Source organism: Streptococcus parasanguinis (assembly GCF_001074805.1).
In the GTDB taxonomy this organism is placed as follows: Bacteria; Bacillota; Bacilli; order Lactobacillales; family Streptococcaceae; genus Streptococcus; species Streptococcus parasanguinis_A.
On sequence record NZ_JUPI01000131.1, the window covers coordinates 29,567 to 43,958 of the forward strand.

At 41.2% G+C, this 14,392-nt stretch carries 13 protein-coding genes; 10 read left to right on the top strand and 3 right to left on the bottom strand.

The window, feature by feature from the left end; genetic code table 11:
- Positions 1–185: 185 nt before the first annotated feature.
- Positions 186–797, top strand: a complete 612-nt coding sequence (gene rpsD / locus ADI76_RS09430; RefSeq protein WP_003002210.1) for a 30S ribosomal protein S4 — start codon at positions 186–188, stop codon at positions 795–797.
- Positions 798–998: 201 nt separating this feature from the next.
- Here rpsD and ADI76_RS09435 read toward each other — a convergent pair whose 3' ends face one another.
- Positions 999–1,532, bottom strand: coding sequence for a TetR/AcrR family transcriptional regulator (locus ADI76_RS09435; protein WP_003001962.1), 534 nt, complete (start codon positions 1,530–1,532; stop codon positions 999–1,001).
- Positions 1,533–1,666: 134 nt separating this feature from the next.
- Between ADI76_RS09435 and ADI76_RS09440 the strand changes: the two genes are divergently transcribed.
- Positions 1,667–4,462 carry a YhgE/Pip domain-containing protein gene (locus ADI76_RS09440; protein WP_049516091.1) on the top strand — a complete coding sequence of 932 codons (2,796 nt, stop codon included), beginning with the start codon at positions 1,667–1,669 and terminating at the stop codon, positions 4,460–4,462.
- A gap of 86 nt (positions 4,463–4,548) precedes the next feature.
- On the opposite strand, the gene ADI76_RS09445 is transcribed toward ADI76_RS09440, so the two are convergent.
- The gene (locus tag ADI76_RS09445; protein WP_049516092.1) at positions 4,549–5,214 is read right to left on the bottom strand and encodes a DUF4947 domain-containing protein; all 666 of its coding nucleotides are present in this window, start codon (positions 5,212–5,214) and stop codon (positions 4,549–4,551) included.
- Between the two features lie 89 nt (positions 5,215–5,303).
- The gene (locus ADI76_RS09450) at positions 5,304–6,551 is read right to left on the bottom strand and encodes a carbohydrate-binding domain-containing protein (protein WP_049516094.1); all 1,248 of its coding nucleotides are present in this window, start codon (positions 6,549–6,551) and stop codon (positions 5,304–5,306) included.
- A gap of 214 nt (positions 6,552–6,765) precedes the next feature.
- Here ADI76_RS09450 and ADI76_RS09455 point away from each other — a divergent pair, with 214 nt between their 5' ends.
- From ADI76_RS09455 to dltD, 8 genes are all read left to right on the top strand, one after another.
- Positions 6,766–7,545 (top strand): polyphosphate polymerase domain-containing protein, encoded by a 780-nt coding sequence (locus ADI76_RS09455; protein ID WP_049516096.1) that lies wholly within the window; start codon positions 6,766–6,768, stop codon positions 7,543–7,545.
- On the top strand, positions 7,538–8,221 hold the full coding sequence (locus tag ADI76_RS09460) for a DUF4956 domain-containing protein (protein ID WP_049516098.1): 684 nt from the start codon (positions 7,538–7,540) through the stop codon (positions 8,219–8,221). Before ADI76_RS09455 ends, ADI76_RS09460 begins: the two co-directional genes overlap by 8 nt.
- Positions 8,222–8,313: 92 nt before the next feature.
- Positions 8,314–9,573: a S41 family peptidase gene (locus ADI76_RS09465; protein ID WP_049516099.1), complete on the top strand. Its 1,260-nt coding sequence runs from the start codon at positions 8,314–8,316 to the stop codon at positions 9,571–9,573.
- Positions 9,574–9,742: 169 nt separating this feature from the next.
- Positions 9,743–9,871, top strand: coding sequence for a teichoic acid D-Ala incorporation-associated protein DltX (locus tag ADI76_RS09470; RefSeq protein ID WP_003002102.1), 129 nt, complete (start codon positions 9,743–9,745; stop codon positions 9,869–9,871).
- Positions 9,872–9,889: 18 nt separating this feature from the next.
- Positions 9,890–11,440, top strand: a complete 1,551-nt coding sequence (gene dltA, locus ADI76_RS09475) for a D-alanine--poly(phosphoribitol) ligase subunit DltA (protein WP_021154127.1) — start codon at positions 9,890–9,892, stop codon at positions 11,438–11,440.
- On the top strand, positions 11,437–12,690 hold the full coding sequence (gene dltB / locus ADI76_RS09480; RefSeq protein ID WP_049516100.1) for a D-alanyl-lipoteichoic acid biosynthesis protein DltB: 1,254 nt from the start codon (positions 11,437–11,439) through the stop codon (positions 12,688–12,690). The genes dltA and dltB overlap by 4 nt, the downstream gene beginning before the upstream one ends.
- A gap of 15 nt (positions 12,691–12,705) precedes the next feature.
- Complete coding sequence (gene dltC, locus ADI76_RS09485) at positions 12,706–12,945, top strand: D-alanine--poly(phosphoribitol) ligase subunit DltC (RefSeq protein WP_003002265.1); 240 nt, start codon at positions 12,706–12,708, stop codon at positions 12,943–12,945.
- Complete coding sequence (gene dltD, locus ADI76_RS09490; RefSeq protein ID WP_049516102.1) at positions 12,938–14,206, top strand: D-alanyl-lipoteichoic acid biosynthesis protein DltD; 1,269 nt, start codon at positions 12,938–12,940, stop codon at positions 14,204–14,206. Before dltC ends, dltD begins: the two co-directional genes overlap by 8 nt.
- Positions 14,207–14,392: the final 186 nt, after the last annotated feature.

Consider the following 14,392-nt stretch of genomic DNA (forward strand, 5'->3'; position numbering starts at 1 on the left):
AAAGTTTCTATTCCGTGATAGAATAGAATTTGTGCGAAATGACAGCAGGACAAAATGAAGCTCGTCAACAGGAAGCCAGCTAGAAAAGTAACCTTTGCTGTTTGGGCGAAGGCTTTCTGAACGAATCAGGTTTGTCTAAAACGTTATTTCCTACAAAAAATTATTTTTATAGGAGGACATTTCAAATGTCACGTTATACAGGACCATCTTGGAAACAATCTCGCCGTCTTGGCTTGTCACTTACAGGTACAGGTAAAGAATTGGCACGTCGTAACTACGTACCAGGTCAACACGGACCAAACAACCGTTCAAAATTGTCAGAATACGGTTTGCAATTAGCTGAAAAACAAAAACTTCGTTTCTCTTACGGACTTGGTGAAAAACAATTCCGTAACTTGTTCGTACAAGCTACTAAAGTTAAAGAAGGAACTGTCGGTTTCAACTTCATGCTTCTTTTGGAACGTCGTTTGGATAACGTTGTTTACCGTCTTGGACTTGCGACTACTCGTCGTCAAGCTCGTCAATTCGTTAACCACGGTCACATCCTTGTTGACGGAAAACGCGTTGATATCCCTTCATACCGTGTAACTCCAGGTCAAGTGATCTCAGTTCGCGAAAAATCAGCTAAAGTTCCAGCTATTCTTGAAGCTGTTGAAGCTACAGTTGGACGTCCAGCATTCGTATCATTCGATGCTGACAAATTGGAAGGTTCATTGACACGTCTTCCAGAACGTGATGAAATCAACCCAGAAATCAACGAAGCACTTGTCGTTGAATTCTACAACAAAATGCTTTAATTTTAAGATATACTTTGCAGAAAGCCTACTACAGTGGGCTTTTTGTTTTGTCTTAAAGGGTTGATTTCTGGGTTTGTTCAGTTATTTGTTCAGTTATAAGTTTTCTAAAGCTGTTTTATTACATGAGGTAGTTTTTTGTTTTCTTAAAACCTAAACCTGCTAATAAAAAAACTCCTGATCTATCTAGATCAGGAGGCACTATTACCGTAACATTTTCATTAAAAATTCAGCCATTTGTTGAGGGCTTTCTTTTTTTCCGCGAGAAACCCACATTTGACAGACTCCGAAGAAGGCATTGGTCAGATAGACAGAACTGTAGACTCTTTCAATATCTGTTAATGATTTATGACTATATCGCTCTTGCAAACTATCAACCAGAAGAATCTGTAATTTATGTCGTAAGAAGGTTTGGATTTCCTTGGTTCCATTCTCTGTCAGAAGAACCGCAAAGAGTGGCTCCTTGGTTAGAAATTCGAACACCTCTGTAATCGCTTGGCGCTTGTCGTCTTGGTGTTTATCAAAGATGTATTCAAGCTTGTGAAAGAGTGCTTGTTGGTAGCGCTCGATCATGTCGTACTTGTCTCGATAGTGGGTATAAAAGCTAGAGCGACTAATACCGGATTCTTGTGCTAACTCAACCGTTGTGATTTGGTCGAATGATTCCTTTTCGAGTAGTCGAACCATCGCCTCCTCGATATTTCGTTTTGTTTTTAATCGTTTATTGCTCTCAGTCATCTGTTAATCCTTTTTGCACAAAATTATACACAGTGTCTAAAAACAAAGATTTCCTACTTGTGAAAATTTTTAGAAACTGTATAATCTATTATATCAGAAATTTAGACAATGTGTATAAAAAGGAGACAAAAAATATGATGAAAGAATGGAAGGCTATTCTTAAAAAGCCAACATTTATCATTGTCATGATTGGAGTTGCTTTGATTCCAGCTCTTTATAATATTATTTTTCTATCTTCCATGTGGGATCCATATGGAAAGGTTTCGGATCTTCCTGTAGCGGTTGTCAATAAGGATCAATCTGCTACATATAATGGACAAAAAATGGAAATCGGAAAAGACATGGTGTCCAATTTGAAGGACAATGACTCACTTGATTTTCATTTTGTAGATGAGAAAGCTGCGAAAGATGGTCTCAAAAATGGCGATTATTATATGATTGTAACCCTGCCTGAGGATCTTTCAAAAAAAGCTAGCTCCATCTTAACCAATCATCCGGAACAGATGACCATTGATTACCAAACATCCAGTGGTCATAGTTTTATCGCAGGGAAAATGAGCGACACTGCGATGACAAAAATGAAGCAGTCAGTGGCTGAAAAAGTGACCAATACTTATACAACAGCTTTATTTTCTAAAATGGGATCGCTTAAAACTGGTATGGGGACAGCGGCAGATGGAAGTGCTAAATTAGCAGATGGTGCAAGTAAATTGGAAGATGGTGGTCAAACACTATCTACTAATTTGAATACATTGGCTCGTTCAAGCTTAGCATTTTCAGATGGTGCAACCACTCTCCGAACTGGTCTAGCAGCCTATACAGATGGTGTTGGTCAATTGGGAAATGGTCTCAATCAAATGGCTGGTCAACTTCCAAACTTGGTATCTGGAGTCAATCAATTAAATAATGGGTTTGGCACTTTTAATACAGGATTGATGGCTTACGCTACCGGAGTGGATCGATTAGGAAATGGTCTCAATCAAATGGCGAGTCAAACCCCTCAGTTGGCCTCAGGAGTTGGTCGATTAACCAGCGGTATGGGGACACTCAATGACGGTCTTGGGAATTATACCAATGGCGTGCGTCAATTGAATTCGGGTCTATCTAACTTTTCAAATGGTTTAGTGACCTATACAAATGGAGTCGCTACATTATCAGAGGGAGCGGGTCAATTAAGTAGTCAATCCACTACTCTTCGAAATGGAGTTTCTCAATTAGAATCAGGTATTCAAACATTATCAAGCCAGCTACAAGCTTCTACAAGCCAATCAGCTCAGATTGATCAATTGGCAGCTGGTTTGAACCAATTAAATGCAGCGATTCAAAATGCTTCGGTAGATACCAGTCAACTTTCATCTGGCTTGACGAGTATTGCGAATTCAGCCCAAGCGATCCTTGCTTCAGCCCAAGCGGATCGTGCAAATGCCCTTGCAAGTGTGCAAGGGACAGCAGCTTATCAAGCAATGACAGCTGATCAACAAGCGGAAATCAGTGCGGCGATCTCATCGAGCCCAAGCTCGAGTGAAACAGCAGCTCAAGGGATCTTGACAACGATTCAAACGATCCAAAGTAGTTTGAATACAGGAAATAGCTTGACACAGCTGCAAACTGCAGCCAATCAAGTTTTACCAACAGCTTCTTCTACCTTGACAGACTTGTCAAGTGGCTTGTCTAAGATACAATCCGCAGTTAGTGGACAATTGTTGCCGGCTAGCCAAACCATCAGTCAAGGGATTGGCGCTTATACAGCTGGTGTTGATAAAATCGCTAGTGGGGCAACCCAACTTCAGACCAATAGTAGCACTTTAACGGATGGTGCTAGTCAGTTAGCAGCAGGGGTTGGCCAACTAGATAGTAAATCATCAGAATTACTTGCAGGAAGCAATCAATTAGCTTCTGGTCTAGGTGAGTTAAATGGTAAGATGCCTGCTTTGACATCAGGTATGAATCAACTGGCTTCAGGAGCAACCCAATTAACAGGTAAGTCTGGTGAATTGGTTGCTGGAGCTGGAAAATTAGCTGATGGTGTAGGGCAATTGAACAGCAAAACTCCAGAGTTGGCAGGTGGTGTCAACAAACTTGTCACAGGTGTCAACCAGTTGACAGAGAAATCAGGTCAATTGGTGACAGGGACTGATAAACTAGCTGACGGAGCAAATCAAATCTCAGATGGATCCAGCAAATTAGCAGCGGGTGGCCAAACATTGACAAACGGTTTGGGTGAATTAGCAACAGGAAGCCAAACCTTGAGTCAAGGTTTAAACGATGCTAAGGGACAACTGAATGCTGCTACAACCGAAAAAGAAAACGCAAAAACCTTAGCCAATCCTGTTACGACTTCTAAAACAGATCAAGATAATGTCCCTGTAAATGGGGTCGGAATGGCTCCTTATATGATCTCTGTAGCACTCTTTGTTTGTGCCTTGTCAACCAATATGATCTTTGCAAAATTGCCATCCGGTCGTCATCCTGAAAGTCGTTGGGCATGGTTTAAATCTCGCTTTGAGGTCAATGGAACCATTGCGGTGGTTGCAGGAATCTTGGTCTATGGTGCTGTTCACTTGATTGGTTTATCTGCCAATCATGAGATGGCTACCCTCTTCCTTTGTGTGATCGGTAGTGTGGCCTTCATGTCTATCGTGACCGCTTTAACAACATGGCAAAGAAAGGTCGGTGCTTTCCTTTCCTTGATCCTCTTGCTCTTGCAATTGGCTTCTAGTGCAGGAACTTATCCTCTTGCTTTGACAAATGGATTTTTCCAAGCCATTCATCCATTCTTGCCAATGAGCTATACCGTCTCTGGTCTTCGTCAAACGATTTCGATGACAGGAGAAATTGGAAATCAAGTGGTCTTCCTTCTGATGACTATTGTTCTTTTTGCAGGGCTAGGAATGTGGTTCTATAATCCAAAAAAATATGAAGAGGACTAATCTTCGGGAACTCCCAACAGAATGTGTTGGGAGTTTTTTGTTTCATGTGAAACAAAAATTCTCGCTTGTTTAAGCGAGAATAGTCATTATTTAAAGAAGACAACATCAGGATTTGGCGTAATATAGAGAAGTTGGTCGTTTTCAAAGACCAATTGGATGGTGTTGTTTTTATAGGTGTAAATGGTGTAGGCTACTCCAAATTTAGAAGCTTGTTTGAGATCAACTGCCCCCAATAAAAAGGCATGAGCTTGTTCTTCTGTAATTTTCCCCTTACGGTAGAGATTTTTAATATTTTCTAGTTCAATATTTTGAAAAGATTCGCTAATATAAGCAGGGTCTGTTAGTTGTTTCTCTGGATTTCCAAGGATTTTTTGGACAAGGGCAGTGGTATACCCTTCATAATCCGGCGTTTGTACAAAAATATTGTCGTCATTTCTAGAGTAGGCTACTTTTAAGTTCCCTGTTGCATAAATTTTATCCTTGGGTGCTTCTTGGGCATTTCTAGGGAGCCCTTCGGTTGTGATGATGTCAGAAGTGGTTTCCGTAGTAGTTGAGGGAGAGCTAGAGGAATTACCTGTGCTAGTTGAGCTAGTTGAACGACTCGAGCTACTTTTTTTAGTGGTTTTCTTTTTTGAGCTGGTAGTAGTAGGCTCTTGTTTAAAATTGATCTTAAGGTCCGGCACACAGGCTGATAGAAAAAGAAGAGATAGCAAGAGTGTGAAGAAAAGAGGTAGTGTCTGTTTTTTCATCATGTTCCTTTCAACAAGTTGATTGATTTTCTATTCTATCATAAAAAGAGTAACAAAAAAAGGTCAGGAAGAAATCCTGCCTTTATTTGTTATTATGGATGTCCGCCTCCAGGTCCACCACCTTGAGGCCCGCCACCGCCGGGAGCACCACCGCCTCCAGGCATGGAATTGACAATTTCTGTTTGTTTTTCACCATTGATATAGATATCTCCACCGGTGTAGGTAGCAGTACCATCAAAGTCGAATCCAGATTGACCTGTTAATTTAATGGTTCCTCCGGTAACGGTGATGTTTCCATTCGAATCGATTGGATCGGTATCCCCTTGGCCAACTTCAACGTTGAGGGTTCCACCATTCATGGTGAAGAAAATTTCATCTTGGTTGGCATTGGCATTAGCCGCATTGACCCCGTCATCGGTTGCATAGATGGTGATATCTCCACCGTTAATGGTGATCGATTTTCCTTCGAGACCTTCGACAGACTCTGTTACCTCATAGGTTCCGCTATCGATGATCAGATCACCAGAAGCATGGATTCCGTCGTCTCCTGCAGTGATGGTCATTTTGTTGTCTGAAAGATACATGGTTCCAACCGAAGTATCTTCATCATTATCCACCTTGACTGCATCTTCATCTGCATCGATGGTCATGGTCGTGCCAGTGATATTGAGTTCATCATTGACGTTGAAGGCATCTCCTACAGCCGTGATCTTATAGGTTCCACCTGTGATATGGAGAGTGTCATTGGCCTTGATACCATTGTTCTTCTTGGCGTCAATGTTGAGTGTACCTGAACCATTGATGGTGAGGTCGCCTTTAGAGAAGATGACCGCATCGGCATCTTCATCATTGTTTGAACTTGAATCAGACAAGGTATTGGTCGTGCCGTCTGCTAGGGTAAGGTAGACATGACCTGCTTTCGTAGCAGAAATTGGCGCGTTGGTGTTGGTCATGGTAACGCCTTTCAAGACGATATGAACATCATCTGAGTCACCTGCTTCGACCTTGATTTGAACCCCATCGGATTCACCAGAGATGACATAGGTTCCGGCCTTTGAGATGGTCACAGTTGATCCAGAAACGGCTACGCCGTCACCTGATACATTTGCAGACGAACCAGACAGTTTTACAGTAGAGGCTTTGCTTTCATCATAAGAGCTGTCCTTGTCCTTATCTGTAAAATAGTTGGAATTGTTTGTTTTATTTTTTGAAGTAGAGGTAGTGGTTGTTTGTGCAGTATTGCTTTTTGTAGCTGATTGTGATGACGCCTGGGTACAAGCTGTCAGTAAGGTGAGGGTTGCGGCCCCCGTTAATAAAAATTTCCATTTGTTTGATTTCATGAGCTTTTCCTCTCGTTCAATTGATATGCTCCTAGTCTAAAGTTGCTAGCTGAAAGTTTCCTAAAGTTTTTCTGAAAGGAACCTTAACTTTAGTTTTCTTTAAGTTTGGCTTAATGACCAGTTAAGAAAGTCCCATTAAACTAGAAAGCACGTAAGTCGTATTCATACTTACTGAAGGTTAGAAACAATAGATCCCTCTTAAAGGAGAAGAAACATGAAAAAAACAATTGAGACAAGTTTCAAACGAATCGAAACAAAATATATCGTCGCAAAAGATGACGTGAAGGACTTGATCAAAGACTTAAAAGAATACGTCGTAGAAGATGATTACCCAACCTCAACCATTTCAAACATTTATTTTGATACGGAAAATTTTGATGTCATTCAAGATGCTCTTGCAAAACAACACCGCCGTGAAAAAATTCGGATGCGGACTTATATAGAAAAACCTCAAGCAGACAGCCCAGTGTTTCTAGAGGTGAAGTCAAAAGATGAAGAAGGAATTGGCCATAAATTCCGCCTAGTCGCTACTTCGCAAGCCATTATCAACTTGATGACAGATGGGACAGTAGATCATCAGATACAAGATCCAGACTTAGTGCAAGAGATTCGGAGATTGCGCAAACGTTATGGTCATCGATTGGAACCACGGATGTTCATTTATTATGATCGTTTGTCTCTCAAAGAAAAGAAATCCATTCAGGGTTATCCTTATCAGAAGATTCGCGTGACAATCGATCAAAACTTAGTCTTTCGAGACCAGGCTGTTAGCCTTTTTGGTGGGAAGAAAGGAGAACCTCTACTAGAGGATGACTTCGTGATCATGGAAATTAAGGCTCCTGGCCAAGAACCTAAATGGCTAAAGGATATTTTAGAGAAGTATGGTTTGGTGAAACAGAAATTTTCAAAATATAGCTGTGCTTATCATAAATCACAAGGCTTGGATTATGCCCCAAGACCAGTTCAAGAAACGGTAGGTGCTGCCTATGTCTAATCTATTTGATTCTATTTTTAATAATGCCACAGCAGCGGTGGATCCCTTGCGCTTACTGCTGGCCCTTTTGGTCAGCCTCTTTCTAGGGCTGGCCCTATCTTGGACCTATAAATACCGAACACTTTACACTCGAGAGTTTGTCATTAGTTTGACCTTGCTTCCTTGTATGATGACCTTAGTGATCTTTTTGGTCAATGGAAGTTTGGGAACCTCGATTGCAGTGGCAGGGACCTTTAGTTTGATCCGTTTTCGTTCGGCTACGAGTGGTTCGAGAGAGTTGATTGCGATTTTTCTAGCCATGATTATAGGACTAGCAGCAGGATCGGGCTATCTTTTATTGGCCATTTTATCAACCCTTTCTTTACTAGGGGTGTGGCTGGTATTAGAGAACAAACAGAGTAAGGCAGACCATCAACGGCGCCGCCATTTGACTATTACCGTCTCAGAACAAGATTCTGTTGCAGAACAAATCAGCCAGTTGTTAGATAAAAGTTGTTCAGAAATTGACTTTATTTCTGTCACAACGGCCCAAGCTGGAGAACAACTGACCTTGAACTATGAGGTAAATATGGAATCGAACATCGATGATTTTGCCCTTGCCAATCTATTGATTAGCAAGATTGAAAATTGTGATGTAGCTCTGACAAAGAAAGCGAAGAAAAGAAAGAATCTATAACGGCTATCCTACTTTAGGATAGTTTTTTAGGGGTTTAAGAACTTTTTAAGAAAAAGTGGTATACTGTTTCTAAAAAATGGAAGGAATCCTTTATGAAAAAGACTGCTATTTTTGAAGATGTCGTCTCTATTATGACCCATGATTCATCTACCAGCAAGGATCGAAAAGGATGCGATCCAGAGCCTTTTCGAGAAAACATTACAGATGAGATGACAGATGATGCCTTTCTCTATCAAGTTAAGGCTTACCTAGCTAGTTTTGGGGTGATCGGGCATGTTTCCTTTCGAGATAAAAAGGCCAGTCAAAAAGGGTTCCTTTTGAGAATAAATGGACAGAAACTGTATGTTGAGGAAGCTAATGAAGATACGGGTCTTCAAGTAGGAGATCAGATCCTAGCTCTGGATGGAAGAGACTTGGATCAGATAGCTTCTCTTCATAAAGCCTATTTTATCAGCAAGACCCCAGAAAGACATTATAGAGAATGGGCAGATTTGGTCTCTCAGTCAACGAGTGTCACCCTGCTTCGAGAAGGGATAGAAAAGACCATTAAAGTAGTACCCAGTCGAGAACCGATCCAGGATCATATCTTTTGGAAACGATTAGACGATGAGATTCTTTATCTTCGTCTGGATAACTTTATGGATGAGAGAGCTATTAGTCGGGTATATCAAGAGTGTTTACCTATGATGACGGAAGTCAAGTTTCTTATCATTGATGTCCGACAGAACGGCGGAGGGACAGATTCTTTATATTTCTCTCTATTACATCTAGGTTTAGAGAAGGATCAGGGCTATGAAGGCATTGATTGGGATGATGATGGCATGGAAATTCTCTACACGGAGCGTAATGTTGATCTGCGCTTGAAAGACTTTGAGGACTGGATGCAACAGGAAGAAATTAGTCCTGAAACAGCTAAACTGCTTGAAGATATGAAAGAGGATTTGCTTCGCCATCGGGGAAAAGGTTATGTAGCATATAAGGGAGAAAGCGAGGAATTTTTCCCAGAGGTCAGAGGAAGTCTCTATCCTGAACAGATCTTTATCTTATCAGATATTTATTGTGCTTCATCTGGGGATAACTTTGTTCAGATGATGAAGCAGTTTAAGAAGGTAACGGTGGTGGGTCGACCAACTCTTGGGATTCTAGACTACTCTAATTGTTGTACAGTTGATTATGGCAATTTTTGTTTAATGTTTCCCACCTCTCGCTGTTTAAGCGTGGATCAAGGGAAAGGGATGACGGATCAGGGTGTTCTACCCGATATAGAGATTCCTTGGACACCTAGCCATTTCGAGAGAGATGTGGATCTGGACAAGTGTCTGGAGTTGATTCGTCAGGGGACTGTGAAATAGAATAGGATTTCAACCAGAAAACTGATTAAAGAAAAATGCTTTCGTTAAACGACTTGAATGATCTGAAATGATAACGTTTTCTACGACATTCTCACTATGTTTAAAATTGCTTACTTGGTATAAAAAATGGTAAAATAGTGAATAACAATCAAAATGAAGAGTGAAACTTATGAAACATAAAACACTTTATAAATTTATCGGGCAGACGGTCTTGTATTTCGCCATTTTTCTAGCCCTACTTTATTTCTTTAGTTACCTTGGTCAAGGTCAGGGTGGCTTTATCTACAACGAATTTTAGAAAAGGAGACTCCTAGCCGTGTCAAACCAACCAATTACTGATATGATCGAGACAATTGAACGTTATGCGCAACTACAACCAGACTATCCTGTCTACAATGTCCTTGGTGAGGAGCATACCTATGGCCAATTGAAGGCTGATTCAGATAGCTTGGCTGCCCACATCGACCAAATGGGACTTCCTGAAAAGTCACCTGTAGTGGTCTTTGGTGGTCAAGAATATGAAATGTTAGCAACCTTTGTGGCCTTGACCAAATCTGGCCATGCCTACATTCCGATTGATAGCCACTCTGCCTTGGAGCGCGTGTCTGCCATTGTTGAAGTAGCAGAGCCAAGCTTGATTATTGCCATCAATGAATTTCCATTGGAAAACCCAGCTGCTCCAATCATGTCCTTGGAGCAAGTGCGTGAAGCTTATGCGGCTCAGCATGCCTATGACTTGAAACATCCGGTCAAAGGGGATGATAACTACTACATCATCTTTACCTCAGGGACAACCGGGAAACCAAAAGGGGTGCAAATTTCGCACGATAACTTGCTCAGTTTTACCAACTGGATGATTACGGACAAGGAATTTGCAACGCCAGAGCGTCCGCAAATGTTGGCGCAACCGCCCTATTCTTTTGACTTGTCTGTCATGTACTGGGCACCGACCTTAGCTCTTGGAGGAACCCTTTTTGCCCTTCCATCAGCTATCACTCAAGACTTCAAACAACTCTTTGCGACGATCTTTTCTCTTCCGATTGCGATCTGGACTTCAACACCATCTTTTGCAGATATGGCCATGTTGTCTGAGGATTTCAATGCTGAAAAAATGCCAGGGATCACCCATTTCTACTTTGATGGGGAAGAGTTGACAGTCAAGACTGCTCAGAAATTGCGCGAGCGTTTCCCAAATGCACGCATCATCAATGCCTACGGCCCAACGGAAGCAACTGTAGCTCTTTCGGCTGTAGCCGTAACAGATGAGATGTTAGCTACTTTGAAACGTCTGCCAATTGGTTACACCAAAGAAGATTCTCCAACCTTCATCATTGATGAGGCAGGTAACAAATTGCCGAATGGTGAGCAAGGTGAGATCATCGTATCAGGCCCAGCTGTTTCAAAAGGTTATATGAATAATCCAGAGAAAACAGCAGAAGCCTTCTTCGAATTTGAAGGTCTTCCAGCCTACCATACGGGAGATGTCGGAACCATGACGGATGAAGGCCTTCTTCTCTATGGTGGTCGGATGGACTTCCAAATCAAGTTTAACGGTTATCGTATCGAGCTAGAGGATGTCTCTCAAAACTTGAACAAATCGAAGTATATTGACTCAGCAGTCGCAGTACCGCGTTATAATAAGGATCACAAGGTCCAAAATCTCTTGGCCTATGTCATCTTAAAAGAGGGCGTCAAAGAACAATTTGAGCGCGAAATTGATATCACAAAAGCCATCAAGGAAGATTTAGAAAACATCATGATGTCTTATATGATGCCTTCAAAATTCCTCTATCGTGATAGCCTGCCATTAACACCAAACGGGAAAATCGACATCAAAGGGTTGATTAGCGAGGTTAATAACCGATGATCGAGTTTTTGAAACAGCTCCCTCATTTAGAACACTATGGAACACCGATCTATTTTGTCTACCTCATTCTAGCTTTTTTGCCGATCTTTGTGGGCCTCTTTTTCAAAAAGAGATTTCCGGTCTATGAAGGACTGGTGAGTCTGATCTTTATCATTTTGATGCTGACAGGTTCGAATCTCAAGCAAATTTATGCCCTGCTCTTTTACGTAGTCTGGCAAATCTTGATTGTGTATTCCTACAAAATCTATCGTCAGAAAGCGGACAACAAGTGGATTTTCTATCTTCATTCCTTCTTGTCTGTCTTGCCCCTGATCTTTGTTAAGGTGGAGCCAGCGATCAAGAATGGGCACCAATCCTTGTTTGGATTTTTAGGGATTTCGTATTTAACCTTCCGAGCTGTCGGAATGATCATCGAAATGCGAGATGGTGTCTTGAAAGAATTCACACTCTGGGAATTCTTACGCTTTATGCTCTTTATGCCGACCTTCTCAAGTGGACCGATTGATCGTTTCAAGCGTTTTAATGAGGATTATAACGCTATTCCTGAGCGTGAAGAATTATTGGATATGTTGGAGCAAGCTGTTAAGTATATCATGTATGGCTTCCTTTATAAATTTATCCTAGCTCATATTTTTGGCCACTTATTGTTAGGACATGTGCAGACCTATGCTTTGTCTCAAGGTGGATTCTTCAATATCGGAACGCTGGGAGTCATGTATGTTTATGGCTTTGACCTCTTCTTTGACTTTGCGGGCTATTCGATGTTTGCTTTAGCAGCTTCCAATCTGATGGGAATTAAAAGTCCCATCAACTTTGATCGTCCCTTTAAATCACGTGACTTAAAGGAATTCTGGAATCGTTGGCATATGAGTTTATCTTTCTGGTTCCGTGATTTTGTCTTTATGCGTCTCGTGATGGTATTGATGCGCAATAAAGTATTCAAGAGCCGGATTACCACCTCAAATGTTGCCTACATTATCAATATGTTGGTCATGGGCTTCTGGCACGGGGTGACTTGGTACTACATCGCTTATGGGCTCTTCCATGGGCTTGGACTGGTCATCAATGATGCTTGGATTCGTAAGAAAAAGACCATCAATAAAGAAAGAAAAGCAAAAGGATTGGATCCTATACCGGACAATCGTTGGACCAAAGCTTTAGGGATCTTTATCACCTTTAACACAGTGATGTTGTCCTTCCTGATTTTCTCAGGATTCTTGGATCAACAATGGTTTCCAAAATTGAAATAAAAGGAGAATAGAAAAATGGATGTAAAATCTCAAGTAATTGAAATTATTGACGAATTGTTTATGGAAGATGTCTCAGACATGATGGATGAGGATCTCTTTGATGCGGGTGTCCTTGATAGTATGGGGACAGTCGAATTGATTGTGGAACTGGAAAATCGCTTTGGCATCCGTGTTCCTGTATCTGAATTTGGACGCGATGATTGGAATACTGCTAACAAGATCGTAGAAGGTGTAACGGAGCTTCAGAATGCTTAAGCGTTTGTGGCTGATTTTAGGGCCCGTATTTTGCGCGCTCCTCATGGTAACAGCTTTATTATTCTTTTATCCAATCAATCATAAGCACAACTATACTGAAGAGAAAAAAGCTGCGGTTAGTCTGAATGCAGAAGGATTCAAGAGTCGTACAAAGAAACAAGAAGCACTTTCTGATCCACAGCATCGCTTTGTCCCTTATTTCGGCTCCAGTGAATGGTTGCGTTTTGATGTGGTGCATCCAGCAGTTTTGGCTGAGAAATATGACCGCAATTATAGACCCTACTTTTTAGGAGAACGTGGTGCGGCTTCTTTGAACCAGTATTTTGGGATGCAACAGATTTTGCCAGAACTCAAGGACAATACAGCTGTTTATGTAGTTTCTCCGCAATGGTTTACCAAAAAGGGATACGATTCCTCTGCTTTTCAACAATTCTTTAATAGCGATCAGTTGAATAGCTTTATTGCCAATCACCAACAGGATGCTGCATCCCAGTATGCTGCAAAGCGTCTGTTACAACAGTATCCAAATGTCGCCTTTCAAAGTGTTGTAACGAAAATTTCTCAAGGAAAGAAAATTTCCAGATTTGATCAGTCTTTGAACCAGTTTGTTTCCCACCTTGTCCAACGCGAAGATGCTTTGTTTAGTAATCTTGCAACGCGTACAAACGGGAATTACGATAAGAAGGTCAAAAAACGTCTACAAGATTTACCAGATCAATTCTCATATGAGAAATTGGAAGAAATTGCAACGGCTGAAGCAAAAGTCAAAACCAATAACAACGACCTTGGAATCAGCAATCATTTTTACAATACTCGTTTAAAAATGAAGTTGAAGAAACTAAAAGGTTTCCAAAAAAACGAATCCTATGTTCAATCTCCTGAGTACAATGACTTGCAGTTGGTTCTAGACCAGTTTGCTAAATCTCGGACCAATGTTATCTTTGTCATTCCTCCAGTTAATGCCAAATGGATGAAATACACAGGCTTGAGCCAAGAAAAGTATGAACAGGCTGTTCAAAAGATTCGTTACCAATTGGAAAGCCAAGGATTCACCAATATTGCAGACTTTTCTAAAGATGGTGATCAGCCCTACTTTATGGAAGATACGATTCATATGGGATGGAATGGTTGGCTAGCCTTTGATAAAGCGGTCAATCCCTTTGTCACAAAGGCTGAAAAAGCACCAACTTACCATCTAAATGACCGCTTCTTCAGCAAAGACTGGGCCCAATATAAAGGGACACCAGACGAATTTAAATAATGCTTGATCAAAGGGGGCAGGATCAAATCCTGGCTCCTTGATTTGTGAGGAAAGTGACGAGAAAGTCACAAATAAGCAAGAGAGTTATCCACAGGCTGTGGGAAACTTGCTTGTAAATGGATGAAAGCAAGTCCTGATGCTGACGACGCTTCCTCTTTTGAGGGGGCAAAAGGTGAAAGTTATCCA

Excerpts from the sequence above, each read along its gene's own strand:
- dltD (WP_049516102.1), top strand. The coding sequence starts at position 12,938 with ATGCTTAAGCGTTTGTGGCTGATTTTAGGGCCCGTATTTTGCGCGCTC.
- ADI76_RS09445 (WP_049516092.1), bottom strand. The coding sequence starts at position 5,214 with ATGATGAAAAAACAGACACTACCTCTTTTCTTCACACTCTTGCTATCT.
- ADI76_RS09470 (WP_003002102.1), top strand. The coding sequence starts at position 9,743 with ATGAAACATAAAACACTTTATAAATTTATCGGGCAGACGGTCTTGTAT.
- ADI76_RS09460 (WP_049516098.1), top strand. The coding sequence starts at position 7,538 with ATGTCTAATCTATTTGATTCTATTTTTAATAATGCCACAGCAGCGGTG.
- dltB (WP_049516100.1), top strand. The coding sequence starts at position 11,437 with ATGATCGAGTTTTTGAAACAGCTCCCTCATTTAGAACACTATGGAACA.
- ADI76_RS09435 (WP_003001962.1), bottom strand. The coding sequence starts at position 1,532 with ATGACTGAGAGCAATAAACGATTAAAAACAAAACGAAATATCGAGGAG.
- rpsD (WP_003002210.1), top strand. The coding sequence starts at position 186 with ATGTCACGTTATACAGGACCATCTTGGAAACAATCTCGCCGTCTTGGC.
- ADI76_RS09455 (WP_049516096.1), top strand. The coding sequence starts at position 6,766 with ATGAAAAAAACAATTGAGACAAGTTTCAAACGAATCGAAACAAAATAT.
- ADI76_RS09440 (WP_049516091.1), top strand. The coding sequence starts at position 1,667 with ATGATGAAAGAATGGAAGGCTATTCTTAAAAAGCCAACATTTATCATT.
- ADI76_RS09450 (WP_049516094.1), bottom strand. The coding sequence starts at position 6,551 with ATGAAATCAAACAAATGGAAATTTTTATTAACGGGGGCCGCAACCCTC.
- dltC (WP_003002265.1), top strand. The coding sequence starts at position 12,706 with ATGGATGTAAAATCTCAAGTAATTGAAATTATTGACGAATTGTTTATG.
- ADI76_RS09465 (WP_049516099.1), top strand. The coding sequence starts at position 8,314 with ATGAAAAAGACTGCTATTTTTGAAGATGTCGTCTCTATTATGACCCAT.